The sequence below is a fragment of the Bradyrhizobium sp. USDA 326 genome, from assembly GCF_049739485.1.
In the GTDB taxonomy this organism is placed as follows: domain Bacteria; phylum Pseudomonadota; class Alphaproteobacteria; order Rhizobiales; family Xanthobacteraceae; genus Bradyrhizobium.
Genome location: NZ_JBMGQA010000001.1, coordinates 6,975,022 through 7,001,453, shown reverse-complemented (window position 1 = coordinate 7,001,453; position 26,432 = coordinate 6,975,022). Strand labels below are relative to the sequence as shown.

Annotated in this window: 27 protein-coding genes; 18 read left to right on the top strand and 9 right to left on the bottom strand. The window is 63.7% G+C overall.

From position 1 onward, the window contains the following. Positions 1-63: 63 nt before the first annotated feature. The 11 genes from ABIG06_RS32990 (at position 64) to ABIG06_RS32940 (ending at position 10,561) form a co-directional block, all read left to right on the top strand. Complete coding sequence (locus ABIG06_RS32990) at positions 64-702, top strand: NADH-quinone oxidoreductase subunit J (protein ID WP_061027048.1); 639 nt, start codon at positions 64-66, stop codon at positions 700-702. Beyond that, the gene (gene nuoK, locus ABIG06_RS32985; RefSeq protein WP_008547737.1) at positions 699-1,007 is read left to right on the top strand and encodes an NADH-quinone oxidoreductase subunit NuoK; all 309 of its coding nucleotides are present in this window, start codon (positions 699-701) and stop codon (positions 1,005-1,007) included. Before ABIG06_RS32990 ends, nuoK begins: the two co-directional genes overlap by 4 nt. Before the next feature lie 8 nt (positions 1,008-1,015). Then, the gene (gene nuoL, locus ABIG06_RS32980; RefSeq protein ID WP_370140077.1) at positions 1,016-3,118 is read left to right on the top strand and encodes an NADH-quinone oxidoreductase subunit L; all 2,103 of its coding nucleotides are present in this window, start codon (positions 1,016-1,018) and stop codon (positions 3,116-3,118) included. After that, positions 3,119-4,627, top strand: a complete 1,509-nt coding sequence (locus ABIG06_RS32975; RefSeq protein ID WP_124158063.1) for an NADH-quinone oxidoreductase subunit M — start codon at positions 3,119-3,121, stop codon at positions 4,625-4,627. 22 nt (positions 4,628-4,649) lie between these two features. Further along, complete coding sequence (gene nuoN, locus ABIG06_RS32970; protein ID WP_124158064.1) at positions 4,650-6,086, top strand: NADH-quinone oxidoreductase subunit NuoN; 1,437 nt, start codon at positions 4,650-4,652, stop codon at positions 6,084-6,086. 1 nt (position 6,087) lies between these two features. Beyond that, entirely contained in the window at positions 6,088-6,894 is an 807-nt protein-coding gene (locus tag ABIG06_RS32965; RefSeq protein WP_124158065.1) for a biotin--[acetyl-CoA-carboxylase] ligase, read from the top strand. Then, positions 6,894-8,564, top strand: coding sequence for a ribonuclease J (locus tag ABIG06_RS32960; RefSeq protein ID WP_370140076.1), 1,671 nt, complete (start codon positions 6,894-6,896; stop codon positions 8,562-8,564). The genes ABIG06_RS32965 and ABIG06_RS32960 overlap by 1 nt, the downstream gene beginning before the upstream one ends. A 42-nt stretch (positions 8,565-8,606) precedes the next feature. Then, positions 8,607-9,011: a methylmalonyl-CoA epimerase gene (mce, locus tag ABIG06_RS32955; protein WP_370140075.1), complete on the top strand. Its 405-nt coding sequence runs from the start codon at positions 8,607-8,609 to the stop codon at positions 9,009-9,011. Between the two features lie 9 nt (positions 9,012-9,020). Further along, positions 9,021-9,296 carry a DUF1467 family protein gene (locus tag ABIG06_RS32950; RefSeq protein WP_370140074.1) on the top strand — a complete coding sequence of 92 codons (276 nt, stop codon included), beginning with the start codon at positions 9,021-9,023 and terminating at the stop codon, positions 9,294-9,296. A gap of 169 nt (positions 9,297-9,465) precedes the next feature. After that, entirely contained in the window at positions 9,466-9,819 is a 354-nt protein-coding gene (locus ABIG06_RS32945; RefSeq protein WP_370140073.1) for a hypothetical protein, read from the top strand. A gap of 133 nt (positions 9,820-9,952) precedes the next feature. After that, the gene (locus ABIG06_RS32940; protein ID WP_370140072.1) at positions 9,953-10,561 is read left to right on the top strand and encodes a class I SAM-dependent methyltransferase; all 609 of its coding nucleotides are present in this window, start codon (positions 9,953-9,955) and stop codon (positions 10,559-10,561) included. Between the two features lie 103 nt (positions 10,562-10,664). On the opposite strand, the gene ABIG06_RS32935 is transcribed toward ABIG06_RS32940, so the two are convergent. Next, entirely contained in the window at positions 10,665-10,928 is a 264-nt protein-coding gene (locus ABIG06_RS32935) for a GlsB/YeaQ/YmgE family stress response membrane protein (RefSeq protein WP_036010147.1), read from the bottom strand. Between the two features lie 32 nt (positions 10,929-10,960). Continuing rightward, a complete protein-coding gene (locus ABIG06_RS32930; RefSeq protein WP_370140071.1) occupies positions 10,961-11,410 on the bottom strand; it encodes a YidB family protein in 450 nt (149 codons plus the stop codon). A gap of 313 nt (positions 11,411-11,723) precedes the next feature. Between ABIG06_RS32930 and mtnK the strand changes: the two genes are divergently transcribed. Next, positions 11,724-13,013 carry an S-methyl-5-thioribose kinase gene (mtnK, locus tag ABIG06_RS32925; RefSeq protein ID WP_370140070.1) on the top strand — a complete coding sequence of 430 codons (1,290 nt, stop codon included), beginning with the start codon at positions 11,724-11,726 and terminating at the stop codon, positions 13,011-13,013. 4 nt (positions 13,014-13,017) lie between these two features. Here mtnK and ABIG06_RS32920 read toward each other — a convergent pair whose 3' ends face one another. Next, on the bottom strand, positions 13,018-13,647 hold the full coding sequence (locus tag ABIG06_RS32920; RefSeq protein WP_370140069.1) for a LysR family transcriptional regulator: 630 nt from the start codon (positions 13,645-13,647) through the stop codon (positions 13,018-13,020). Between the two features lie 128 nt (positions 13,648-13,775). Here ABIG06_RS32920 and ABIG06_RS32915 point away from each other — a divergent pair, with 128 nt between their 5' ends. Together ABIG06_RS32915 and ABIG06_RS32910 are read left to right on the top strand one after the other, a co-directional pair. Then, on the top strand, positions 13,776-14,168 hold the full coding sequence (locus ABIG06_RS32915) for a RidA family protein (RefSeq protein ID WP_370140068.1): 393 nt from the start codon (positions 13,776-13,778) through the stop codon (positions 14,166-14,168). A gap of 45 nt (positions 14,169-14,213) precedes the next feature. Continuing rightward, the gene (locus ABIG06_RS32910; protein WP_370140067.1) at positions 14,214-14,915 is read left to right on the top strand and encodes an L-2-amino-thiazoline-4-carboxylic acid hydrolase; all 702 of its coding nucleotides are present in this window, start codon (positions 14,214-14,216) and stop codon (positions 14,913-14,915) included. 243 nt (positions 14,916-15,158) lie between these two features. Here the strand turns inward: ABIG06_RS32910 and ABIG06_RS32905 are convergent, their stop codons facing one another. The 3 genes from ABIG06_RS32905 to ABIG06_RS32895 form a co-directional block, all read right to left on the bottom strand. Next, the gene (locus tag ABIG06_RS32905) at positions 15,159-15,689 is read right to left on the bottom strand and encodes a VOC family protein (RefSeq protein WP_370140066.1); all 531 of its coding nucleotides are present in this window, start codon (positions 15,687-15,689) and stop codon (positions 15,159-15,161) included. Positions 15,690-15,791: 102 nt separating this feature from the next. Next, positions 15,792-16,640: an alpha/beta fold hydrolase gene (locus ABIG06_RS32900; protein WP_370140065.1), complete on the bottom strand. Its 849-nt coding sequence runs from the start codon at positions 16,638-16,640 to the stop codon at positions 15,792-15,794. Positions 16,641-16,691: 51 nt separating this feature from the next. After that, a complete protein-coding gene (locus ABIG06_RS32895; protein WP_370140064.1) occupies positions 16,692-17,516 on the bottom strand; it encodes an oxidoreductase in 825 nt (274 codons plus the stop codon). Between the two features lie 286 nt (positions 17,517-17,802). On the opposite strand from ABIG06_RS32895, the gene ABIG06_RS32890 reads away from it, so the two are divergent. Continuing rightward, positions 17,803-18,663 carry a LysR family transcriptional regulator gene (locus ABIG06_RS32890; protein ID WP_124158079.1) on the top strand — a complete coding sequence of 287 codons (861 nt, stop codon included), beginning with the start codon at positions 17,803-17,805 and terminating at the stop codon, positions 18,661-18,663. Positions 18,664-18,987: 324 nt separating this feature from the next. Here the strand turns inward: ABIG06_RS32890 and ABIG06_RS32885 are convergent, their stop codons facing one another. From ABIG06_RS32885 to ABIG06_RS32875, 3 genes are read right to left on the bottom strand one after another with little or no spacing between them, the layout of a single operon-like run. Continuing rightward, a complete protein-coding gene (locus ABIG06_RS32885) occupies positions 18,988-20,013 on the bottom strand; it encodes an ABC transporter permease (protein WP_370112553.1) in 1,026 nt (341 codons plus the stop codon). Positions 20,014-20,024: 11 nt separating this feature from the next. Continuing rightward, on the bottom strand, positions 20,025-21,527 hold the full coding sequence (locus tag ABIG06_RS32880) for a sugar ABC transporter ATP-binding protein (protein WP_370140063.1): 1,503 nt from the start codon (positions 21,525-21,527) through the stop codon (positions 20,025-20,027). Between the two features lie 21 nt (positions 21,528-21,548). Then, positions 21,549-22,571 carry a sugar ABC transporter substrate-binding protein gene (locus ABIG06_RS32875; protein WP_199751272.1) on the bottom strand — a complete coding sequence of 341 codons (1,023 nt, stop codon included), beginning with the start codon at positions 22,569-22,571 and terminating at the stop codon, positions 21,549-21,551. A gap of 123 nt (positions 22,572-22,694) precedes the next feature. Here ABIG06_RS32875 and ABIG06_RS32870 point away from each other — a divergent pair, with 123 nt between their 5' ends. The 3 genes from ABIG06_RS32870 (at position 22,695) to ABIG06_RS32860 (ending at position 26,425) form a co-directional block, all read left to right on the top strand. Beyond that, positions 22,695-22,865 (top strand): hypothetical protein, encoded by a 171-nt coding sequence (locus ABIG06_RS32870; RefSeq protein ID WP_370140062.1) that lies wholly within the window; start codon positions 22,695-22,697, stop codon positions 22,863-22,865. A gap of 708 nt (positions 22,866-23,573) precedes the next feature. Beyond that, entirely contained in the window at positions 23,574-23,939 is a 366-nt protein-coding gene (locus tag ABIG06_RS32865; RefSeq protein ID WP_370140968.1) for a DUF2946 family protein, read from the top strand. A gap of 95 nt (positions 23,940-24,034) precedes the next feature. Next, positions 24,035-26,425: a TonB-dependent receptor family protein gene (locus ABIG06_RS32860; RefSeq protein WP_370140061.1), complete on the top strand. Its 2,391-nt coding sequence runs from the start codon at positions 24,035-24,037 to the stop codon at positions 26,423-26,425. Positions 26,426-26,432: the final 7 nt, after the last annotated feature.

Below are 26,432 nucleotides of genomic sequence, written 5' to 3'. Positions count from 1 at the left end.
CACAACCTCCAGATTTCGGGTTCGCGGGCTTTGCCCACGCCCCGGAATGACGGGGAATGCCTGATGATCCTTCCCGCGCTGTTCTTCTATCTCTTCGCCGGCGTCTGCGTCGCCTCGGCCGTCATGGTGATTGTCTCGCGCAATCCCGTGCACTCCGTGCTGTACCTGATCCTGGCCTTCGTCAACGCCTCCGGCCTGTTCGTGCTGATGGGGGCCGAGTTCCTCGGCATGATGCTGATCGTCGTCTATGTCGGCGCGGTCGCGGTGCTGTTCCTGTTCGTGATCATGATGCTCGATGTCGACTTCCTCGAGCTGCGCGAGGGCTTCATCGAGTACCTGCCGGTCGGTCTCGTGATCGGCGGCATCTTCCTGTTCGAGCTGCTGCTCACCGTCGGCTTCTGGGTCATCAATCCCGGCGTCTCCAAGACGATCACGGCGGCGATCCCGGCCAATGTCAGCAACACCGAGGCGCTCGGCCTCGTGCTCTATACGAAGTACATCCACTACTTCCAGCTCTCGGGCATGGTGCTGCTGGTCGCCATGATCGGCGCCATCGTGCTGACGCTGCGCCACAAGGCCAGCGTGAAGCGGCAGGACATCAACGTTCAGAACGCGCGCACGCCCGAGATGGCAATGGCGATGCGCAAGGTGGCGCCGGGGCAGGGGCTCTCGGACGCCGATGCGGCGGAGTGGGTGAAATGACGATCGGGCTCGGACATTATCTGGCGGTCGGAGCGATCCTGTTCACGCTCGGCATCCTCGGCATCTTCCTGAACCGCAAGAACATCATCGTCATCCTGATGTCGATCGAGCTGATCCTGCTCTCGGTCAACATCAACCTCGTGGCATTCTCGACCTTCCTCGGCGACATCGTCGGCCAGGTCTTCGCGCTGCTGGTGCTGACGGTTGCGGCTGCTGAGGCCGCGATCGGTCTCGCCATCCTGGTGGTCTATTTCCGCAACCGCGGCTCGATCGCGGTTGAGGACGTCAATCTGATGAAGGGCTGAGCTCTCAAATGGTTCAGGCAATCGTTTTCCTGCCTCTGCTGGGCGCCATTCTGGCCGGCCTGATCGCGCTTGTGGGCGCGCATGCTCGCAATCCCTCGGGCGACGAGCTCGAGCATCACGGCGACCATGGTCACGCGCACGCTCATGCGTCCGATACGATCAACGAGGACGCCTCGGTCATCCACGCGACGCACCATGAGCCCGGCGACGGGCACGACGATCACGGCCATGGTCCGGTCGAGCCGCCAGCGGCGGGCTCGCGCGGCGCCGAGCTGATCACCACGGCGCTGCTGTTCGTCTCGGCGGCGTTGTCCTGGATGACGCTGGTCGATGTCGGATTCATGCACCACGACTACAGGATCCAGCTGCTGCCCTGGATCTTCTCCGGCGACCTCCAGGTCTGGTGGACGCTGCGCGTCGACACGCTCACCGCCGTGATGCTGGTGGTGGTGACGACCGTGTCCTCGCTCGTGCACCTCTATTCCATCGGCTACATGGACGAGGATCCGAACCGGCCGCGCTTCTTCGGCTATCTCAGCCTGTTCACCTTCGCCATGCTGATGCTGGTGACCGCGGACAATCTCGTGCAGTTGTTCTTCGGCTGGGAAGGCGTGGGTCTGGCCAGCTACCTGCTGATCGGCTTCTGGTACCAGAAGCCGTCGGCGAACGCGGCCGCGATAAAGGCCTTCGTGGTCAACCGCGTCGGCGATTTCGGCTTCGCGCTCGGCATCTTCGCCATCTTCATGCTGGTCGGCTCGACCGATTTCGAGACCATCTTCCACGCGGCGCCCGGTCTCACCGGCAAGACCGTCAACTTCCTCGGCTGGCACGCCGATGCGCTGACCCTGACCTGTCTGCTCCTGTTCATGGGCGCGATGGGCAAGTCGGCGCAGTTCCTGCTGCACACCTGGTTGCCGGACGCGATGGAAGGCCCGACCCCGGTCTCGGCGCTGATCCATGCCGCGACGATGGTCACAGCCGGCGTCTTCATGGTGGCGCGCCTGTCGCCGCTGTTCGAGCTCGCCCCGAACGCACAGGCCGTCGTGATGTTCTTCGGCGCGACCACCGCGTTCTTCGCGGCGACCATCGGTCTCGTCCAGAACGACATCAAGCGCATCGTCGCCTATTCGACCTGTTCGCAGCTCGGCTATATGTTCGTGGCGATGGGGGCAGGGGCCTATTCGGTCGGCATGTTCCACCTGTTCACGCACGCCTTTTTCAAGGCGCTGCTGTTCTTAGGTTCCGGCTCGGTGATCTACGCGATGCACCACGAGCAGGACATCCGCAACATGGGCGGCCTCTGGAAGAAGATCCCCTACACCTATGCGGTGATGGTGGTCGGCACGCTGGCGCTCACCGGCTTTCCGCTCACCGCCGGCTACTTCTCCAAGGACGCGATCATCGAGTCCGCCTATGCCTCGCACAATCCGTTTGCGGTGTACGGCTTCCTGATGACGATCGTCGCCGCCGGCCTGACCTCGTTCTACTCCTGGCGCCTGATCTTCAAGACCTTCCACGGCGAGCCGCATGACGAGCATCACTACGAGGCAGCCCATGAGGCTCCGCTCTGGATTCTGACCCCGATCGGCGTGCTCGCGGTCGGCTCGTTCGTCGCAGGCCTTCCGTTCAAGGAGCTGTTCGCCGGTCACGGCATCGAAGAATTCTTCCGCGAATCCGTGAAGATGAACCCGCACATCATCGAGGAGATGCACCACATCCCGCAGACCATCGCCTTCCTGCCGACGGTGATGATGGTGCTGGGCTTCCTGGTGTCGTACCTGTTCTACATCCGCCGGCCTTATCTGCCGGTCGAGCTCGCGAAGACGCAGCCGATGCTGTACCAGTTCCTGCTCAACAAATGGTACTTCGACGAGCTCTACGACCTCATCTTCGTCCGTCCGGCGAAGTGGATCGGCTATCAGCTCTGGAAGAAGGGCGACGGCTTCATCATCGACGGCTTCGGCCCCGACGGCGTCTCGGCCCGCGTGCTGGACGTCACCCGCAACGTCGTCAAGATCCAGACCGGCTATCTCTATCACTACGCATTCGCCATGCTGATCGGCGCCGCCGGCCTGATCACCTGGTTCATGTTCGGCTTTGGAGGCCAGTAAATGACAACCTGGCCCATTCTTTCGGTCACGACGTTCCTGCCGCTGGTCGGCGCGCTGATCGTCTATCTCAGCCGCGGGGATGACGAGGCGGCCAAGCGCAACTCGCGCTGGATCGCGCTGTGGACCACGCTGATCACCTTCGCGGTGTCGGTGATCCTGGTCATGCGCTTCGACCCGTCCAATCCCGACTTCCAGTTCGTCGAGAAGGCGAACTGGCTCGCCACCGGCATCACCTATCATATGGGCGTCGACGGCATCTCGCTGCCGCTGGTGATCCTCACCACCGCCGTGATGCCGTTCTGCATCATCGCGAGCTGGAAGGCGATCACGAGCCGCGTCCGCGAATACATGATGGCGTTCCTGATCCTGGAGACGCTGATGATCGGCACCTTCTCGGCGCTCGATCTCGTGCTGTTCTACCTGTTCTTCGAGGGCGGTCTGATCCCGATGTTCCTGATCATCGGCGTCTGGGGCGGTCCGCGCCGGGTCTATGCCTCGTTCAAGTTCTTCCTCTACACGCTGCTCGGCTCGGTCCTGATGCTGCTCGCCATCATGGCGCTGTACTGGAACGGCGGCACCACCGACATCCCGACCCTGATGCACACGGCCGTGCCGCGGTCCCTGCAGACCTGGGCGTGGCTCGCCTTCTTCGCCTCCTTTGCGGTGAAGATGCCGATGTGGCCGGTGCACACCTGGCTTCCCGACGCGCACGTCGAGGCGCCGACTGCGGGCTCGGTGGTCCTCGCCGCGATCCTCCTGAAGATGGGCGGCTACGGCTTCCTGCGCTTCTCGCTGCCGATGTTCCCGCTGGCCTCGCACGACTTCGCGCCGCTGATCTTCACGCTCTCGGCCATCGCCATCATCTACACCTCGCTGGTGGCGCTGATGCAGGAGGACATGAAGAAGCTGATCGCGTACTCGTCGGTGGCACATATGGGCTTCGTCACCATGGGCATCTTCGCCGGCACCATGCAGGGTGTCGCCGGCGGCGTGTTCCAGATGATCTCGCACGGCATCGTCTCCGGCGCGCTGTTCCTCTGCGTCGGCATCGTCTACGACCGCCTGCACACCCGCGAGATCGCGGCCTATGGCGGCCTCGTCAACCGGATGCCGCTCTACGCGATGACCTTCATGGTCTTCACCATGGCCAATGTCGGCCTGCCCGGAACGAGCGGCTTCGTCGGCGAGTTCATGACGCTGCTCGGCACCTTCAAGGTCTCGATCCCGACCGCGTTCTTCGCCAGCTTCGGCGTGATCCTGTCGGCGGCCTATGCGCTGTGGCTCTACCGCAAGGTCGTGTTCGGGGCCCTGGTCAAGCCGTCGCTGATGAGCATGAAGGATCTCACCTTCCGGGAATGCCTGACGCTGTTCCCGATGATCGCGCTGACGATCCTGTTCGGCGTCTGGCCGAAGCCGGTGCTCGACATGTCGGCCGCCTCGGTCCAGCAACTCGTCAACAACTACAACACCGCTGTGACGGCCATGAAGGCCGCCGCACTGCTCCAGTGATCGGGCAGGTCAGGATATCGCCATGAGCTTTGAGTCTGCAGGTTATCAACTGGCGCCGGTGCTGCCCGAGCTCGTGCTCGCGGTCGGCGCGATGGCGCTTCTGATGCTCGGAGCCTATCGCGGGCAGGAGACGACCAGGACGGTCACGTCGCTGGCGGTGGTGCTCCTGATCGTGGTCGGCGCGCTCGTCTACATGCAGCCTGCGGGCAAGCAGGTGACCTTCGGCGGCAGCTTCATCGTCGACGACTTCGCCCGCTTCATGAAGATCCTGGCCCTGATCGGCTCGGCGGTGACCCTGGTCCTGTCGGCCGAGTTCCTGTCTGACCCGTCGCGCCGCATCTTCGAATATGCGATCCTGGTGCTGCTCTCGACGCTCGGCATGATGGTGCTGATCTCGGCCGGCGACCTGATCTCGCTCTATCTCGGCCTGGAACTGATGTCGCTGGCGCTCTACGTCGTCGCCGCCTCGAACCGCGACAATGCCAAGTCGACCGAAGCCGGCCTGAAGTATTTCGTGCTCGGCGCGCTGTCCTCGGGCATGCTGCTCTACGGCTCCTCGCTGGTCTACGGCTTCACCGGAACGGTGAGCTTCACCGGCATCGCCGCGGCGGCCACGGTCTCGAATGTCGGGCTGGTCTTCGGCCTCGTCTTCCTGCTCGCCGGCCTCTGCTTCAAGGTCTCGGCGGTGCCGTTCCACATGTGGACCCCCGACGTCTATGAGGGCGCGCCGACCCCGGTCACCGCCTTCTTCGCGTCCGCGCCGAAGGTGGCCGCGCTCGCCGTCTTCACCCGCGTGACGCTGACGGCATTCCCCGGCATCGTCTCGCAGTGGCAGCAGATCCTGGTGTTCGTGGCGATCGCCTCCATGGCGCTCGGCTCCTTCGCCGCGATCGGCCAGACCAACATCAAGCGCCTGATGGCCTATTCGTCGATCGGCCACATGGGCTTCGCGCTGGTCGGCCTTGCCTCCGGCACGGTCGAGGGCGCGCAGGGCGTCCTGATGTACATCGTGATCTACGTCGCGATGACGCTCGGCTCGTTCTCGATCATCCTCGCCATGAAGCGCAACGGCCAGGCGGTGGAGCAGATCAGCGATTTCGCAGGCCTGTCGCGGACCAATCCGCTGCTCGCCTTCATGTTCGCGATGCTGCTGTTCTCGCTCGCCGGCATCCCGCCGCTCGCCGGCTTCTTCGCCAAATGGTACGTCTTCGTCGCTGCCATCAAGGCGAACCTGTTCACGCTCGCCGTCATCGGCGTGCTGACCAGCGTGGTGGGTGCCTATTACTACCTCGCCATCGTCAAGACGATGTACTTCGACGAGCCGGCCGGCCAGGTCGATCCGGTGCGCATCGAAGTGCGGACGGTGCTGGCGGTGGCGGGCCTGTTCAACATCCTGTTCGCGCTGTTCGCAGGTCCGGTGGTGAGCGTCGCCTCCGCCGCGGCAAAGTCGCTGTTCTAGGATGGCTTTCGCGCTCGGTCCTCGCGCACTGTCGGCGGGCTACAAGCTCGCAGCTTTCGAGCGGACCGGCTCGACCAATACCGAGGCGATCGAGCGCGCCAGGGCCGGCGAGCGTGGCCCGATGTGGTTCGTCACGTCGGAGCAGACCGCCGGCCGCGGTCGCCGCCAGCGCGCCTGGATCGCGCCGCGCGGCAATCTCGCCGCCAGCATCCTCGAAGTGATGGACGTTGCCCCGGCCGTCGCCGCCACGCTCGGCTTTGCCGCCGGACTGGCGGAGGAGGCGGCACTGGAGAAGGTCAGCCTCGAGGCCGCTCTGCGCCTCGGCGAGGGCCGCCCCCGCTACGCGTTGAAATGGCCGAACGATGTGCTGGCCGGCGGCCAGAAGCTGGTCGGCATTGGCCTCGAGGCCGAAGCCGTCAGTGGCGGCCTCGCTGTCGTCGTCGGCATCGGCACAAATGTGGTCGCAGCGCCCGAGGGCACCCCGACGCCCGCGGTGTCGCTGGCCGCCCTCGGCGTCCAGATCAGCGCGGAGGAGCTGTTCTCGGCCCTCTCGGATGCCTGGGTCGAGTTCCGCGGGATCTGGGACAATGGCCGCGGCTTTGCCGAGATCCGCAAGCTCTGGCTCGAGCGCGCTGCCGGCCTCGGGGAGAAGGTCGCGATCCACACGGGAGCGATGACGCTGGAAGGCATTTTTGACACCATCGACGACGCCGGCTGCCTGATCGTCCGCACCGCGGAGGGCCGCCTCGTGCCCGTGGCTGCGGGCGAAGTGTTCTTCGGCCCCGTTGCCTCCGTGGGAGCTGCGTGATGGCAAGGCCCGACGAACTCGTGTTTGCACCCCTCGGCGGCGTCGGCGAGATCGGCATGAACCTGTCGATCTATGGCCTCGGCAACCGCCACCAGCGCGCCTGGCTGGCGGTCGATCTCGGCGTGTCCTTCGGCGACGAGGAGCATCTGCCGGGCATTGACCTGATCATGCCCGACATCAGCTTCCTGGAGAAGGAGCGCAAGAACCTGATGGGCCTCGTGCTGACCCACGCCCATGAGGACCATTTCGGCGCCATCATCGATCTCTGGCCGAAACTGAAATGCCCGATCTACGCCACCAGGTTCAGCGCGGCGTTGTTCGAGGCCAAATGCGCAGCCGAGCGCAATGCGCCCGAGATTCCTGTTACGGTGGTCCCCTCCGGCGGCCGCGTCGATATCGGCCCGTTCAACGTCGAGTTCATTCCCGTCGCGCATTCGATTCCGGAAGCGCACGCGCTGGCGATCCACACCGAAGCCGGCATCGTGCTGCATACCGGCGACTGGAAGATCGACCCGACTCCGACCCTTGGAGCGCCGACCGACGAGAAGCGGCTGCGCGAACTCGGCGAGCAGGGCGTGCTGGCCTTGATCGGCGATTCCACCAACGCCGTGCGCGACGGCCGCTCGCCGTCGGAAGCCGAGGTCGCCCGGACCATCATCGAGCTCGTCAAGTCAGCCAAGGGCCGCGTCGCGGTGACGACCTTCGCCTCCAACGTCGCCCGCATCAAGGCGGTGGCCGAGGCGGCGAAGGCTGCCGACCGCGAGGTCGTCGTGGTCGGCCGCGCCATGGAGCGCGTGGTGCAGGTTGCCCGCGAGACCGGCTATCTCGACGGCGTGCAGAATTTCCGTTCGCCCGAGGTCTACGGCCACCTGCCGCAGGACAAGGTGCTGGCCCTGTGCACCGGCAGCCAGGGCGAGTCGCGTGCGGCGCTGGCGCGCATCGCCAACGACGACCATCCCGAGATCACGCTCAACCGGGGCGACTGCGTCATCTTCTCCTCGCGCACCATTCCAGGCAACGAGAAGGCTGTCAGCTCGATCGTCAACAATCTCGTGCTCCAGGGCATCGAGATCATCACCGACCGCGACGCTCTGGTCCACGTCTCCGGCCATCCCCGCCGCGACGAGCTGCGCGACCTGATTTCCTGGGTGAAGCCGCAACTCCTGATCCCCGTCCATGGCGAGGCCCTGCATCTGCACGAGCACGCAAAACTGGCGCGCGCCGCCGGCGTGCCGCGCGTGCTGGTCTGCCGCGACGGCGACCTCGTCAAGCTCGGCCCCGGCGATCCCGGCATCGTCGGGGAGGTGCCTTTCGGCCGTCTCTACAAGGACGGGACGATTCTGGAGGACTCCAAGTCCCGCGCGGTGATCGAGCGTCGCCGCATGGCCTTTTCCGGCTGCGCCTTCGTCGCCATCGCCATGACGGCGCAAGGCGAGCTCGCCGACGATCCGGAGGTCGATCTCGTCGGCATCCCCGAGAAGAACAGGGCCGGCGAGCTCTTCGACGACATCGTCTTCGACGCCGTGATGTCCACCATCGAGGGCCTGCCGAAGGCGCGCCGCCGCGATCCCGACGCCCTGGCCGAGTCGGTGCGACGCGCCGTCCGGGCCGTGATCAACGAACATTGGGGCAAAAAGCCCCCCTGTCTGGTACACGTACTGACAGTGTAGATTAGGCGTGATCTCGGGATCACGCGCTGAGGGAGAAGAACCATGCTGGGTCGCCTCAACCATGTCGCGATCGCGACCAAGGATGCCGTCAAGGCCGCAAAGATATACGGTGCGGCGTTCGGCGCTCAGATCTCGGAAGCCGTTCCGCTGCCCGAGCACGGCGTCACGACCGTGTTCGCGACCTTGCCCAACACCAAGATCGAGTTCATCGAGCCGCTTGGCGAGGCCTCGCCGATCGCGAAGTTCCTCGAACGCAACGCCGACGGCGGCATCCACCATGTTTGCTACGAGGTCGTCGACATCATCGCCTCGCGCGACACGCTGGTGAAGGAAGGCGCGCGGGTGCTGGGCGACGGCACGCCGAAGATCGGCGCCCACGGCAAGCCGGTGCTGTTCCTGCACCCGAAGGACTTTTCCGGCGCGCTGGTCGAGATCGAGCAGGCGTAAGGCCGCCCCATGGCCATTCAGATATCGACCGCGCTTGCGATCTACTTCGTCATCTGGTGGGTCGCGCTGTTCCTGACGCTGCCGTTCGGCGTGCGCAGCCAGCACGAGGATGGCGTCGGCGCGCCCGGCACCGATCCCGGCGCGCCGATCCTGACGCGGATGGGCCGCAAGCTGATCTGGACCACGATCATCTCGGCGGTGGTCTACGGCATCGGCGTAGCGGCCTATCGGGCCGGCTATCTCTCGATCGAGCGCCTGTCGAAATTGATGGGAATGCCGTTCTAAGGCTCCTGCCGAGCGCGTCGACCCGCGTTAGACTACAGCTCTCGTCAGGCTCGTCATTGCGAGCGCAGCGAAGCAATCCAGGATTCCTCCGCCGAAAGACTCTGGAATGCTTCGCTGCGCTCGTAATGACGCCGGAGATAGTTTGCATATTGAGGTTGAGGGGAAACCAATGACTTTTCAGCGTATCGTCGTCGCGCTTCTGGTGCTGATCGTCGCGGGGCTCGGTGCCATCGGCTATTTCGAATGGAAGACGGCCGTGCAGGTCCGCACCCTGAAGGCGTTCGTCGAGGGCTCTGTCTTCAACGAGGCGGTGATGGCCTGCGAGCAGGCCAAGAGCTCGACGCCGTTCAGGTGGAACGGAGGCAAGAGCACGTCGGTGATCGGGCTGAACTCGGTCAAAACAGACAAATACACCGTCAGCGCCAGTTACACGCTGGTGGCGGACGGCGTCTATTGTGATTTCGATCCGATCAAGAGGAAGGCCGATATCGGCTCCAGCTTCCTCGAGCGGGAGACCTTCTAAAGCATGATCCGGAAAAGTGCGCACCGGTTTTCCGAAAAGATCATGCTCAAACAACGACCTAAAGCGCGATGACAATTTCATCCTCATAGCATCGCGCTTTAGCTAGTCGCGAGCGCAGCGTGTGAGCTCTCGAATGGCATCGCAATCCGCCGACCACATCATCGATCTCTATCAGCGCAAGGCATCGGACTGGATCGACAGCCGTGCACGGAGCTGTCTGTTCGAACAGGCTTGGCTCGGCCGTTTCCGTGCGCTGCTGCCGCCGGCCGGCTCCGTCCTCGATCTCGGCTGCGGCTCGGCAGAGCCGATGGCGAGATACCTGATCGGGCTTGATCATCGCGTGACGGGAGTGGATTCCTCGCCGGCCATGATTGATGCGTCCCGACAACGTTTCCCGGAGCAGGAATGGATCGTCGCCGATATGCGCCGGCTTGCGATGGGCCGGCGATTTTGCGGCATCCTTGCCTGGGATAGCTTCTTTCACCTCTGTTTCGACGACCAGCGCCGCATGTTCCCGATCTTCCGGGATCATGCGAAGCCTGAGGCGGCGCTGATGTTCACGAGCGGCCCGGCTGAGGGCGAGGCGATCGGCGTGCTCGGCGGCGAGCCGCTGTATCATGCCAGCCTGGATCCGGCCGAGTATCGATCGCTGCTCGACCGCAAGGGATTCCGCACGGTGTCGCACGTGGTCGAGGACCCCGATTGCGGTGGTCACACCATCTGGCTGGCCCAGCGCATTTGAGAGGCGCGCCAAGTCGCGGCAGCAACGGCATCGCCGTGAAGCAAGCAATCCGGCAGGCATTCCGCTGAGAGCGGGCCTGCCAGCAGCTCTCGCCAGTCCTAAACTAGATCGCTCGGCGTTGCCGGCCGGCGAAGAGACCGTAAACAAACAGCACGATGATGGCGCCGACCACCGCACCGATCAGGCCGGCCCCTTCGCCTGGACGATACCAACCCAGCGCTTGCCCGAGATAGGAGGCAACGAACGCGCCGACGATGCCGAGGATGGTCGTCAGGATGAAGCCGGAAGGTTCATTGTCGCCGGGCATGATGAACTTGGCGATCACGCCGGCGAGAAAACCAATGATGATGGTCCAAAGAAGGCTCATGTGTACACCTCTTCTGAGTTGAGCGGCCGCTTCTATGCCTCGGGCAGGCGCCCATCCGGCGTGTATTTGTCGATTGCGGAAGGAAGCTCGCGGGATAGCCGTGAGACGATCTCGTCCTGAGAGAGCCCGGTCTGCTGCGCGAGCTTATCCAGGACGTCAGTGCCGATGGCTTGTTTGAGCTCCGGCGAGGCGATCTCCTTGTTGGGACCGGGTTTTACCCATGAATCGGCAATGTCACCCTGCCCACTCTGGTTGAACCGCTCCAGGAGCTCGCCAATTCCGCCATTGAGCAGGCCTCCGATTCCGCCCGCGCCGAGCATGCCGCCGAGATTGCCGAGCACGCCCCCAAGCGGTTGCTGACCGCCCGCGGACGAGCCGCTCCCTGCGCCTTTCAGCAGCTCGGCCAATTTGTCGCGGTTCTGATATCCGGCAATGGCCAGCATTGCCAGAAGGGCAGTCATGGAGGGCATTCCGCGGCGCATCTGGCAGCTCCTTCAAAAGGTCAGACACGCAAAACTGTCTTGGCCCGATTGTGTTCCTTAGATCGGCACGCTCGCGACCAAGCGTCCCAGCTCGTCCAGAGTGCTGACCGTCGATGGGTCGCTGCACGGAGCCGTTGCCGGGCCGATCCGGGGGCGGGCCGGGATGGTGGCTGCGCCGGGAGTGCGACAGCGACAGGCGGGTGGCAGACCGCGTTGATTGCGAATACGATCCGATCAAAAGAATGGCCGGGATCGGCTCGAGCTTCCCAGCGTCGGGAGTAACGATACGGTCGATACGTGGGATGGGATCGTCATGACCGGGGACCGGGCAGGGGATTATCGGATTCTACATGAAGCCGACCTGCGGGATTATCTCGCAGGGGTTTCGGAGCTCAAGGCGCTGCTCGGCGACGAGCCGTCCTCCTGGGAGATCACCGAGGTCGGCGACGGCAATCTCAACCTCGTCTTCATCGTCAAGGGCGCGCGCGGCGGCATCGCCGTGAAGCAGGCGCTGCCTTATGTCCGGCTGGTCGGCGAAAGCTGGCCGCTGCCGCTGTCGCGGGCCCACTACGAATATCTCGCTCTGTCCCGGCAGGCCGAGCTCGCGCCCGGCCTCGTGCCGGCGCTGCTGCATCACAACGAAGCCTTGGCGCTGACCGTGATGGAGCTGCTCGAGCCGCACATCATCATGCGCAAGGGGCTGGTTGCGGCGACGCGATATCCCCGTTTCGTGGACGACATCACCACCTTCATGGCGCAAACCTTGTTCTTCACCTCCGACCTCGCGCTGTCCGCAGCCGAGAAGAAGCAGGGCATCGCCGCCTTTGCCGGCAACCACGCGCTGTGCAAGATCACGGAGGATCTGATCTTCACCGATCCGTACCGCATCGCCGAGCAGAACCGCTGGACTTCGCCCTATCTCGACGGCTTGGCCGCTGAGCTGCGCGAAGACATGGATCTGCACATTGCGATCTCCCGCCTGAAGCTGAAGTTCATGGCAAGCCCGGAAGCGCTGCTTCACGGCGACCTCCACACCGGCTCCATCATGGTGACGGAGAACGAGACGAGGGTGATCGACCCTGAATTTGCGTTCTACGGTCCGATGGGCTTCGATGTCGGCGCTGTGCTGGCGAACCTGCTGATGGCCTACTTTGCATCAAGCGGCCACGAGCGCGCGCCGGGCGATCGCCGCGCGTTCGAGACGTGGCTGCTGGAGACCGTCGAGCAGGTCTGGAACGAATTCGCCCGCAAATTCCTCGACCTCTGGCGCGCCGGCGCGGAAGGCGATGGCTATCCCGTCTCGCTCTTCGCGGGCGAGAAGGGGGCAGCACGGCTGGAAGCCGAACGGCAGGCCTACATGCGGCGTCTGTTCGCCGACACGGTCGGCTTCGCCGCGGCCAAGATCATCCGCCGCATCTTCGGTCTTGCTCACAATATCGATTTCGAGCTGATCGAAGACCCGCAGGCGCGCGCGACCTGTGAGGCCCGGGCAGTGCGCCTGGCGCGGGCGATGATGGTGGAAACGGCGGCGTTTCCGACGATTGCTGACGTCACCGGCGCTGCGCGAAAACTGCGGGACTGGATGCCGGAGCTGTCTGGCTGAGAGTTCAACGCCTGTTGACGTCGACGAGGCGAGGACGACGCTGGCTCGGCAGCGGCACGTCGGCCAGCAGAGGGCGCAGCCATTCGCGGAAGCTGACGATCTCCGGGCAATCCGCGGTACCTTCGGGTGCAACCAGCCAATCACCGAGGCCCGATCCCCCATCGATCCGGTCGCAGCGATAACCGGGATGGTGGCTGAGACCGCGGCCGATCAACAGATCGACCTTGCCCTCGACGAGTTCGTGCAAGCCCGCGGGTTGCAGCACCCGCAGGCCGATGTCCGGATATGCGCTGCGAAACTCCGCCAGCCCCAGGCGGCGCAGGTCGATGCCGCCGTGGACTCCCAGGTGCAGTTGCACCGCACCTGGCGGTTTCAATTGCGAGGTCGCCTCCGCAATGTGGCGAAAACCCTCGGATATTCCGGGCAGATAGGACCGGCCCGCGGCGGTGAGGATGAGCTGCTTATGCAGCCGCTCGAACAACTGGACGCCGAGGCGGGCCTCCAGCGCCTTCACCTGCTGCCCCACGGCGGCTGGGGTCACGTGCAGCTCGTGCGCGGCGAGCTTGAAGCTGAGATGCCGGGCGGCGGCCTCGAAGGCGCGGAGCGCGTTGAGCGGGGGAAGGGCGTAGGTCATCGCAACGCAGTTTGACACTGATGAACCGAGCTCTTGCAATAGATTTTCTTGCGCTGAAACGCAGGAATGATGCTTTGCGCTGCGGCGCTGCCGCCGGATACGGTCAAGCCGCAATCCCGAGAGACCCTATGTCCCCAGCTCACATCGTCAGCCACAATCCCGCAACGGTCCATGCTCCCGCCGGTGGTTACAGCATGGGACTTGAACTCAGTCAGCATCGACGGCTGCTGTTCATCAGCGGCCAGGTGCCGGAGACATCCGGCGGCAGCGTGCCCGAAGGTTTCGAAGCGCAATGCGAGCAGGCCTGGTGCAATGTCATCGAGGTGCTCGCCGCCGCCGGCCTTGGCGTCAAGCATCTGGTCAAGGTCACCACTTTCCTGACCGACCTCAGTCAGGTCGTGCCCAATCGTGCCGTTCGGCGCAAGATGCTGGCGGGACACGAACCCGCGCTCACGGTCATCATTGCGCAAACCGTCGACAGCAAATGGCTGCTGGAGATCGAGGCGATCGCCGCGGAATGAAGCCGGCGCCGCCGGCGTCGCAGAGCCAATCATATCAGGTGTCCAATGGCCGAGATCCATCCCTTCTACCAGACGCATCGGGAAGCAATGGAGGCCGCCATGCGTGGCCGCCTCGACATTGCCGAGCCGATGCTGCGCGAGCGCGCGCACCTCTCCGATGTCCATGGGATCAGGCAGGAAGTAATGGACGAATTCGGGATCGTCCTCACGCAGATGCCCTATGTCGGTGGTGCAGCCAGCCGCATGAGCGATTTCTTCATGCGCCTGACCGGTTTCATGGCCATCAGTCGGGTGCTCCGGCGCCACGGCGTGCCGGTGCCTGTGATCGGTGAGATCGAGCGGGAGACCTACAAGGCGCAATTGCTCACCGAGCCGGAAGCGGAACGCCTTGCCTTGGGACGTCAGTTCATGTCGTCGGAGAACCAGGTGTTGCTGCGTGAGCAGGCCGCGCGGAGCACCACGGAGAGCCATCAAAAGGAGTTTCCGGAGGACTTCGTCTACGATTTCGTCGAGCCGGGTCCCGGCGATGAATTCGAGTTCGGCATCAACTACAGGGCCTGCGGCTTCTGCAAGCTCGCGGCGCGACATGGCGAGACCGAGATCTTGCCCAACATCTGCGGCCTCGACTTCGACGCCTACGCCACGCGAGGCATCCGTCTGGAAAGGACGCAGACCTTGGCAGGAGGGGCCAGCCACTGCAATTTCCGCTTCTCGCGGCTGCCGCCGGACCGGGAGATCGGGAGCTAGGGCTCGGACTCATTCACAGCCAGAAGGCGATGGTGGTTGCGAGCTGAAGTCGTACGAACTTCGCCGCTCGCAGCGCATAGCGGCATGAGACAGGCGCTGAAGACGGTCAGGCTCACCCGGATGGGCTGACCGCCGGCGCGGTCGATCCGTCACGACAGCCGTCGCGGCTGCGCACTCGCCGAACCGTCCGACAGCGTCAGCATCGCCGCGACTAACTGATGCGGGTCCCTGTTCGCGCCCTGCTCAGTCCTCGTCCTGCCACCTGCGCAGATCCGTCTGGTCATGATAGGCCATGCGGTCCGGCGTTGTGATGAATTCCATCGTCGTGCCCCACGGCATGCGGCAGTAGCAGACCTTGTTTCCAGGACCTTTCTCGGTTGCATAGGGAATAGCGCGTGGCGCGGTGAGGAGGGTGCCTCCCGCCTTCTCGAAGCGCTCGACCGATGCGTCGATGTCGTCGGTATAGAGAGCGAAGTGCGTGATGCCGAAGTCGCTCGCCCGGATCGGCTTGGCTTGCTCGGGACCGTGCATTTCGAAGAGCTCGATATCGGGTCCGGTTCCGATTTTGACCATTGCCTGCGCACGCACGACCGTTCCCGGAAAAGCGCCAACGGCCCGCTCGAAGTCGGGTCCCTGCCGCGGCGGATCCTGCGGTCCGAAGGACTGGTAGATCACCTGGCCGCCGAACGCTTCGACCAGGAACGATTTTGCTGCTTCGATGTCGGGCACCGTGATGCCGATATGATTGACGCCGCGAATGACGGGTGCGGTCATGACAGTCTCCTTTGCTGTTGATTCGATCCATCGCGTTTCTGCAGCGCAATTTCCCCGCAGCCTCGCGATCCGCCCGGCCCACGACGGCGCGGGCGCCGAGTTTCAGTTGGCCTTGATGAACTCGATCAGGGCGGTTGCGACTTCATCCGGCCGCTCGTCGGCGACATAGTGGCTGCACCGGGCGATCGAGCCGCCCCTCACATTGGTGGCGAACTCCTTGAGCATCGGCACCATCTGCGCACCGAACCGCTGGTCCCCACCCAGGCCAAGCACCGGTATATCGAGCGGTTGCTTCTTGTACTCGAGCGCAGTCGCATGATCGGCGGCGAGGGTGCGGTACCATTCCATGCCGCCGCGCGTGCGGCCAGGAAGCGCCATCGCCTTGGCGTAGATCTCGATGTCCGCCGGATTGAAGGTGCTGTGATCGTAGAACCGCTCTGCCATGAAGGTCGAAACATAGTCATATTCACGGCCATGAATCAGGCGCTCTGGTAGGTCTCGGTTCATATGGAAGCTGAAGTGCCAGAGCCTTGCGGTCGTCGCCTCCCATCCGGTCCAGCCGGGAAGCGGAACGTCGAGGACGGCCAGGTGGGTAACAGCCTCCCGATAGAGAGCGGCCTGCGGCAAGGCGACCATTCCGCCGATGTCATGTCCGCACACGGCGTAGCGTTCATGCCCAAGGGCAACCATCACTTCATGCGCGTCGCGCGCCATCGTCGCCTTGTCATAGCCGTCGAGCGGGCAGTCGGAAAAGCCGGCGCCGCGCAGATCCATGGCCACCACGCTGAAATGCTCGGCCAGCAGCGGCATCACATGGTGCCATTCCCACCAAGTTTCCGGCCAGCCGTGAAGCAGAAGAATCGGCGGGCCTGAGCCTCCCGTGACGGCGTTGATCTTGATGCCATTCACCGGCACCAGCTGCTGGGTAAACCCCTTCAAAGTTGCGATCATGATCGCTTTCCGGTCAGATGTCGACGTTCAAACAGAGCTCGCGACCAGCGCTCAGCGCTGGTCGAAATCCGTGGCGATCGAGATATCGCGCCAGGCGTCGATATCGCTGCGGAAGGCGGCCAGCTTTCGCTCGGCGATCGCGTGCGCGATCGGGCCGAGCGGCAGATGAAGCGGGGCGTCATCGGCGTCCACTGCCTGCAGGATCACCGCGATCGCCTTGTCGGGATCGCCCGCCTGATTGCCGTCGTTCGTTTCGCGATAGTGCTTGCGTGAGGTCGCGGCGTATTCCGGCATCTCGTTGGTCGCCATCGTGATCGAACGGCCAAGGAAATCGGTGCGAAACGGCCCGGGTTCGACGAGCAGCACGCGGATGCCGAACGGCTCCAGCTCGCCGGCGAGAGCTTCGGAAATCCCCTCCACGGCGAACTTGGCGGCATTGTAATAACCTCCGCCGCTGCCGCCCGCGATGCCCGCGCCGGACGACATGTTGACGATCGTTCCGCCCGCACGTCGCAGGACGGGCAGGGCGGCTCTAGTGGTTTCGATCAGACCGAAGACGTTCACCTCGAACATCGGCCGATATTCCTCGGGCGTGCCTTCCTCGATCGCGCCGAACAGGCCGTAGCCGGCATTGTTCACGAGCACGTCAAACCCGCCAAAGGTCTCGACCGCCTTTGCGACCGCTGCCTTGGCTGCCGCCGCATCGGTCACGTCGAGTGGCAAGGTGATCATGCGGCCGCCGAAAGGCTCGGCCATTTCCGCGATCGTCTTGACATTGCGGGCCGTCGCGATGACCCGATCGCCGCGCTGTGCGGCAGCAAGCGCGAGCCGCTGGCCGAAGCCGCTTGAGCAGCCTGTGATGAGCCAAGTTTTCATTGCTTCTTCTCCGAGTTGTTTTCAGACGACCAACCGCGATTAGCCCGGCGCCATCACCTTGCGGAAAGAACCCGCGGCCGCTGACCAGCCCATAAGGTCCCTAGCTTCCCGCACAGCGGGAAGTGCACGTTCACAGCCAGTGTCACCCAAGCGGCGGCCCTCATGGGTCGGGGGAATTCCACAGAAGAACGCACCTCCAGGCGATGGCAGGGATCTAGGTGCTTAGATTTGTTCTTTGAGTGACATAATTGTACTCTCGGCGTTCAGTTTTGTGTGGGTGGTCGCGATGGAATGGAGTGACGTCAGAATCTTTCTTGCGATTGCGCGATCCGGCACGCTCGGCGGCGCCGCGCGTTCTCTTCAGACAAGCCATCCGACCGTCGGCAGGCGTCTTCGCGCACTTGAGGAGGCGATCGGTCACACGCTCTTCCAGCGCACAGCGGACGGTCTCGTTCTGACCGAAGAGGGCCACGGGATCGTCGCACTGGCCGAGCAGATGGAAGAAGGCGCGCTGGCCATGGAGCGCCGGCTTGCGGGGCAGGAGCAGAATCTCAAAGGCAGTCTGCGCATTTCGTCAGCGGACTGGTTTGGGGCCTATGTCCTCCCACCTGTCCTGGCGGATTTCTCGAAAGCCTACCCCAATGTCGATGTCGAGATCCTGACCGGCACGCGCCGGTTCAACCTTGCCCAACGGGAGGCCGACGTCGCTTTTCGTATCGTTCCGTTCGACACTGCCGATGTCGTTCAGCGGCGGCTCTTCAGGCTCGAGTACGGCGTCTACATCGCCGAGGAGGCGGCTGATCCCAAATATGGCGATGGAGCCGGTTTCCGGCTGATCACCCATGACACATCCACGGGGAATTTCCCTGACATCGCGTGGCTCATCGAGAGTTTCCCCAACGCCAGACTGGTCCTGCGATCGAACAACCGCAACGTCCAGGGGCGCATGTGCAGGCAAGGGGTCGGCATCGCTGTCCTGCCCCGCGTGGTCGGCAATCAGATCCCGGGTATCCGCAGACTGAAACTGCCGACGCCGCCGCCAGCGCGAGACATTTGGATGGGATACCACCGGGACCTGCGGCGTCTCGAGCGTCTTCGCGCGTTCATCTCGACGGTATCGGACCATCTCGTGAACGCAACCGCATGATGTGCGGCCCGGAAATGACTCAAGGCTCCCGGAGAAGCTCCAAGATCGCTGAGAGCCATCGTTGTCATTGCGAGCGCAGCGAAGCAATCCAGACTGCCGCCGCCGAAAGACTCTGGATTGCTTCGCTGCGCTCGCAATGACGAGGCAAGCTATGGCTCATCGAAGCCGCCGGCATGATGACAGCATACCCCTGTTTTGCCCGACGTGTCAAAATTTACTTCGTAAAATCAGCAATCCCTCGACGTGGCGGGCAAGCCATTGATTCCACTGGCGCCGGCTACTGTGCATGGGGTTGTTTTCGCGGTTTTTTGTTTTGAGCGTCGTCTACTCCGCCGCCTTTTCCCTCAAGCGCTGCGCATAGACGTTGATGACCAATGCGGCCAAGAGGATCAGGCCGCGGATCAGGATCTTCAAAAAACTGTCGATGTTGACGTGGTCGAGCCCGTTGTTGAGGACGCCGAGCACGAACAGCCCGACGATGGTGTTGCCGATGCCGCCGCGGCCGCCGAACAGGCTGGTGCCGCCGACCACGACGGCCGCGATGGAATCGAGCAGGTAGGTGTCGAACTCGTTCTGCTGCGCGCTGCCGAAATGCGCGACGCCGAGCATCCCGCCGATGCCGGAGCAGACTGCCGAGATCACCATGACCGCGCCGAGGATGAGCTTGACGTTGAGGCCGGAATATTCGGCCGCCTCGCGATTGCCCCCGACCATGTAGACGTAGCGGCCGAACCGCGTGTAGGTCAGCACCAGGTGGCCGCCGAGCAGCATCAGCGCGGCGACGATGACGATCCAGGGGATGCCCCCGATCGAGCCGGAGCCGAGGGTCGTGATCAGGCTCGGCACCTTGTAGGCAATCTGGCCGCGCACCAGCAGCGCGGAGATGCCGGCGGCGATCTGCATCATTGCCAGCGTCATGATGAAGGAGGGGATGCCGATCACGGTCAGGCCGAGCGCATTGACGAGGCCGAGCAGGGCGCAGAGCAGGATCGACAGGATGATGGCGACGGCGCCGGGCAGGGGGACGTTGGCGATGTTGACGTAGGATTCCTGCAGCGTGAAGTAGGCGACCGCGATGCCCGTGACGTTGGCGATGCTGGCGATGGAGAGGTCGATCTCGGCGCAGAGGATCACGAAGGTGAGGCCGACCGCGATGATGCCTGTGACCGACACCTGCGTTAGGATGTTGCCGAGATTGTCGAGTGTCGCGAAGGAGGGGCTGGCGAAGGCGAAGAAGGCGGTCAGGAAGATCAGCGTCAGGAAAGGGGCGATGTTGCGCATCTGCGAGCGCAGGAAGGGCGCAAGGCCCCGCGCCCTCCGTCCTGTCGCCAAAGCGGTCTCGCTGCTCATGTGCTTCTCCGTCACGCCGCTTCCAGCAGGCGGTCCTTGCTGACCGGCTCGTTCTTGAACTCCCGCACCAATGCGCCGCGCTTGAGCACGAGGATGCGGTCGGCCAGCGACAGCACCGTTTCCGGCTCGGTCGACAGCACAATGATGGCGAGCCCCCTGGCGCGGAGGTTGCGGACGATGTTGATGACGTCGTTCTTGGCGCCGACATCCATGCCGCGGGTCGGCTCGCACAGCACCAGGAGTTTCGGTGGATAGGTCAGCCATTTCGCCAGGGCGACCTTCTGCTGGTTGCCGCCCGAGAGCATGCCGAGATCGAGACCGACCACCGGCGGCCGGATCTGCAGCTGCTCGACCTGGCGCTTGGCGATGTCGCGCTCCCGCGCCGGCTTGAGCAGCAGGGACGAGATGCGGTCCAGAATGCTGATCGAGATGTTCTTGTAGACCGGCTCCTGGTGAAACAGCATGTCGCGCCGGCTCTCCGGCACCAGCGCCACGCCGGCGCGCCGCGCGGCTGCCGTGCTGGCGAAGGACTTCGGCGTGCCCTCGACCGCAAGCGTGCCACCGTCCGGCTTCAGCTTGCCGAACAGGATGCGCGACAGCTCCTGCTGGCCGCAACCCATAAAGCCGTAGATGCCGAGCACCTCGCCGGCGCGCGCCTCGAAGGAGACGTCCTTCAGGCTGCGGGACAGCGACAGCTGATCTACCTTGAGAACGACCGTGCTGTCGCTCGGCTGCGGCAGCATCAGGTCGTCGGTGTAGCTGTGCTCGAGCGCCTCGCCGCCGCGGCCGATCATGGCCTCGATCAGCGCGCCTTTGCTGGTTGCCGCGCTCGCGGTCTCCGCGACCTTCCGCCCGTTGCGGAACACGGTCACGGTATCGGAGACGCGCAGGATGTCCTCGATGAAATGCGAGATGAAGACGATGGCAGTACCACCCTCCCGCAGCCGCTTGAGCGTGGCGAACAGCCGCTCGACCTCGGGCGGGGAGAGGGCGGAGGTCGGCTCGTCCAGGATGACGATGCGGGCGCCGGAGAACAGCACGCGGGCGATCTCGATCAGCTGCTGCAGCCCGATCGGGAGGTCGCCGAGACGCGCCATCGGATCGACATCGATGCCGAAGCGGGCGAGTTGCTCGCCCGCCTCGCGCGCCATCCGCCGCCATTGCACAAGCCCGAACCGGTTGATCGGCTGGTTGCCGAGAAAGACGTTCTCGGCGACGGTCAGGTCGGGCGCGACGCTGAGCTCCTGATGCACCATGGCGATGCCGGCCGCGTGCGCATCGCGGGCCGAGTGGAAATGTCTCTCCTGGCCATCGACCAGGAAGTGCCCGGAGAATTCGGTATGCACGCCGGCGATGATCTTCATCAGCGTGCTCTTGCCGGCGCCGTTCTCGCCGACGAGACCGTGGATCTCGCCGGAATAGAGCGCGAAGTCGACACCACGAAGCGCTTCGACTCCGCCGAAGCTCTTCGTGATGCCTTGAAGTTCCAGGATGGGCTGTTGTCCCTCAGGCATGAAAGTTCAGATCTTGGAGGCTCAGATCAGGAAGTGATCCTGCATCCACTGCATCCCGGCGGCGTTGGCCTTGGTCACGACCGGGCCGTCGGTGACGACATTCTTCGGGATGCCCTGTCCGCTCTTCTCGCCGCCGACCACGGCCGACACGCCTGCGATGATGGCGCCGCCATGGATGCGGCAGGACGGATTGCGCACGGTTGCGAACATGCGGCCTTCGCTCACCGCCTGGATCGCCGGCGGCATGGCATCGACGCCGCCGATCAGGATGTTGGTGCGGCCCCGCGCCTTCATGATGTTGGCGGCGGCGAGCGCCATGTCGTCATTGTGGAAGAACGCCGCGTCGATCTGCGGGTATTTCGTCAGGTAGGTTTCCCAGAGGCGGGCGGTCTTGGAGACGTCCCAGTCGGCCGGCTGGGTGTCGAGCACCTCGATGCCGGGGAATTGCTTGACCACCGAGTTGAAGCCCTTGGCCCGTCCTTGCGCGCCGGTGTGGCCGAGCGCGCCCTGCGTCATGATGATCTTGCCCTTGCCGCCCATGGCGTTGCACAGCGCCTGCGTCACCGAGGCGCCCATGAACTCGTTGTCGGGGGCGAGGAAGGAGTGGACGTTGATCTGGTCGAGCGGCGCGATCAGCGTGTCCATGTCGATCACGGGCGTGCCGGCGTCGATCATCTTTTGCACGGGCTGGGTGAGAGTGCCGATGCCGAAGGCCTGGATCGCGACGAAGTCCCATTTCTGCGAGGCCATGTTGTCGATCGCCGCGCGCTGCTTCACCGCATCAAGCTGGCCGTCGAACCAGGTGACCTCGACGTTGAACAGCTTGCCCCAGAACTCCGCGGCCTGCTTTCCCTGCGCGCACCAGGTGGCCTGGAGGCCTGCATTGGAGAACGCCGCCTTCAGCGGCTTTTCGCTGCGTCCGACTGCGGCTGCAAGTGCGGGGGTTATGCCCATGCTGCCGAGCATGGCAGTTGCGGCGCCGGCGGTCGCTGCCGCCTGAAGAAGATCGCGCCTCGTCGTCGAGAAATCTTTCGTCCCGGACATCGCTCGCTCCCATGTATCTTGTCGTCGGCGCGTCATTGCTTGCGCGACCGATCTCCGAAAGTCTCTCACAAGAGTTGTTGGCACTCAATCTGCAATCAAGCGCGAGATCGCAGCAAGCCAGGGTTGGTGCAGCGCAAAGCGTCAGGCCGGAGCGGCGGCGAACGCGTCGATATCCGCGAGCACTCTATCCCAGGCCCGCGCGATTTCGGGCGTCCATTCATGGTCAAGCAGATCGCGGAGCGTATCCCTGACGACGGCGAAGAACGCGATGAACAGCTGCGCGGCGCGCCGTAAGCATCATGCAAGGCGACCTCGCAGGCGATCGGCCAGAAATGCCCGCGGCGCTCACCGGCGAAGTCGAAGATCGCTTCGATCGTCAATGCGAGCATCGATCCCTCGCCAACTCGCTGGCTTCGAGCGGAACATCGCCTGCGCTTGCGCATGCGGCTCGAACAGACGTTGGTAAGCGGGCGGGGTGTGATCGCCGCGCGGTGTCCAGGATTGGATGAGAGGCCACGTTCATCGGCAGTTCAGCCGCGCGGGTAAAAAAAGAGCGGGGCCCTGGCCCCGCTCGAAAATTGTGTCGACCCTATTATCCCCGATTCTAAGATTTGCTCTTGATTGACGGGGCGACGCTGCGTTTTGCGCGCCAGGGGCTCCTCCCGAGACTTGGACCACCAGACTCCGACCTCGCGGCGAGCCTGAGCAAGGGGGATGCTAGATCAACTTTTCTCACTTGTCATCATTTTCGGCAACGAATGTTCAAAATTCGAGCAATTGAAGAAACGATCGAGCTTCAGGCTACCTAAATATATGACAAATTTAAGAAATTTGTGGACAGGCAGGATGGGTCTCCCTGCCTCAAATCGCGAACCGGCGGCGGTGGAGCGCGCCGACCACAGTCTTCGAGAAATTTGCGCTGGGCCAAGCAGGCGGCGGAACTGACCTCGACTCGGCCCTGATCGCAGTGTTTAGTTGACTGACGAACGAATGGTTCGGCGGATGCGCGCTCGGCTACAGAAATTCCTACCCATCGTCCTGCTCGCCCTGGTGATGCAGGTGCTGGCGCCGATTGCCGCGTGCTGGGCGGCCGGCCAGGCTATGGCCGATCCGTTTTCCGCCGCCGTCATCTGCCACAGCGCGAGCGAGCAGGGCGGCGGTCCGAACGATCCGACCGCGCATGCCGGCGCATGCGCCCTCTGTTGCCTGGCTCAGGCCAACGCGACGCTCGATTCGCCGCCGCAGGTTGCTCTCGCCACTCCCTTCCGTCACGCCGAACGTATGGTGTGGCTCGCGGCGAATGTGTCCGCCATCGCCGCTTACAAGGGCTCGAGCGCCCAGGCTCGCGCACCTCCTCAATTTTCCTGACGTAGCGACAAACCGAACCATTGGCGCGCGCCGTTGCCGTGCCGATGGCGTGCTCAATGGACCGGCCGACGTGCCGGATGTCAGGAATTCAAGAGATGTTACGCATTCGTGCGATCAGCCGCGCGAGCTTGCCCGTGCTTTGCGGGCTGGTGTCCTCGATCGGCTCAGACGCGCTGGCCCAGGGTGCCTCGGAAGCGCTTCCCGCGGTGACCGTTGAGGCGGCGCAGCCTTCGCGTCCCAAACCAATCACCCGGCCGTCGCGACTGCGCTCAGCTTCGGCGGGACGCGCAGCCAGACGCGTTGCGCAGAACGCGACCGCCGGCGCGCCGGCCCAAAACCTGGCCGCGTCTACCGGCGCAGCGCGGGCTGGTCTCAATCAGTCGCCGGCCGGCCAGACCGCGACGACCATCGATCGCAGCCAGTTCGACAATCGCCCGGCGTTTTCGGTCAGTGACGTCTTGCGCGACAGCCCGGGCATTTCAATCAAGCAGGGGAATGGTCCCCGTGATTTCGGAATCTCGATTCGTGGCTCCAATGCCCGCAACGGCTTCGCCATCCGCAATCTCGTGATCTTCGAGGACGGCTTCCCGGTGACGCAGCCGGACGGCCTGTCGCGGAGCGACCTCACCGATCCCCACGCCTATGGCGCAATCGACGTGATCCGCGGCCCGTCGTCGGCGCTCTACGGCAACTACGCGACCGGCGGCGCGCTCAATTTTCGGACACGGCCCGGCGGCACGATCGATGGCGTCGAGTATGGCGTCGACGGCGGCAGTTACGGCTACCTCAACAACTATATGGCGGCCGGCAAGAAGGTCGGGAATTTCGAGGGCTCGCTGTTCGCAAGCGACGTGCGGGGCGACGGCTACATCGGCAACAGCTGGTTCAATACGCAGACGGTCAACTTCCTCGGCACGCTGAAGGCGACGCCCGACGATCGTTTCACGGTCAAAATCATCAACAATGATCTCAGCACGCGGTTGCCGATCCGGCAGTCGCTGAACCAGTACGACCTCAACCCGTTCCAGCAGGGATGTGCCACCGCCGCGCCGGGATGCGGTACGGTCAGGCTGTTCAACAACGGCTTCAACGCAACTGCCGGAACCGACACGGAGACGGCCCTGCAGGCCGGGCTCGGCCGCAACGATCGCCGCACCATCGTTGGCGGTCGATGGGAGCACGATTTCGACAACACGATGACCTGGCGCAACCAGTTCGTGTTCGACGACAGGAACATCAGCCAGCCGACCGGACAGACCAGCTCAATCGGAGATTTTCCGTCGTACAACTACATGAGCGATCTCACCAAGCGCGGCGAGATTCTCGGAATGGAGTCGACCGCGTTCTTCGGCGCCTTCTACAATACCCTGACGGCGTCGAGTGATACGCGAAATGTGATGCCGGGGGGCAATGCCACCCTCGGCAGGCTCTCGAGCAATCTCTTCAGCGAAACGACCAACTATGGTGTGCGTGCCAGGGAGGAACTCAGGCTGACGACCTCGCTGACGGCGGTCGCCGGCATTGGTTGGGAGACCACCCTACTGAAGGGGACAAACACCGCGTATGCATACGCGGGTCCGACCGGCATCACCACGACAACCCTGACGACCGCGGACCGGCAGTTTCAAAATGCTGCGCCAGAGTTGGCGCTTCTGTACAATCTCAACAACGAATGGCTCTTCCGCGGACGAGTTGCCACGGGATACGGCACTCCGCAGGTTTCGAACCTCTTCGTCCTTCCGACGGGTTTGTCGGGCAACAATACGCAGCTCCAAACTCAGAAGAATCTAGGCTACGACCTTGGTTTCGATTGGACTCCGAACAACACGCTCAAGCTCAGCGCGACCGGATTCTACGAGTTCTTCCGCAACGAGATCGTCAGTCAGGCGACACCGATCTCCGGCATATCCTATACGTTCAACGCGCCACGGTCGGAGCACCGCGGCATAGAGCTGGCCGCCGACTGGAAGTTCTATCCAGGCTGGCGGTTCATGGCGGCGTATACCTATCTCGACGAGGTCTACACCGAATATGTCGAGAACATCACCAATGGCGCCGTGTTCAGCTTCAACCGGGCAGGCAACAAGATTCCTGGCATCTCCCCCAACGAGCTGACGGCTCGAATTGGCTACGACGAGTTCGCCGGGCCGCTTGCGGGCCTCGGAGGTTTTGTCGAACTCCAGTGGAAGGACTCCTTCTACATGGACAATGCGAATCTGCTGAAGGCGCCCGGCTATGAGCTGGTCAATTTGAACGTTCACTACAAGGCCGATCTGGTGTCGGACACCTTCAGATCGCTAAATCTTTTTCTCGAGGTCAGGAACGTATTCGACCGCACCTACATCGCTTCGGCAAACAACATCGCCAACACGGTGACGGCGGCTGGCCTTCAAAATCCTGCGAGTGTGCTCGCAAACACCACGGGATCGATCTATGCGGGCTCGCCGCGCACCTTTGTTGCAGGTATGAAGGTGGCGTTCAAATGATCCGGGC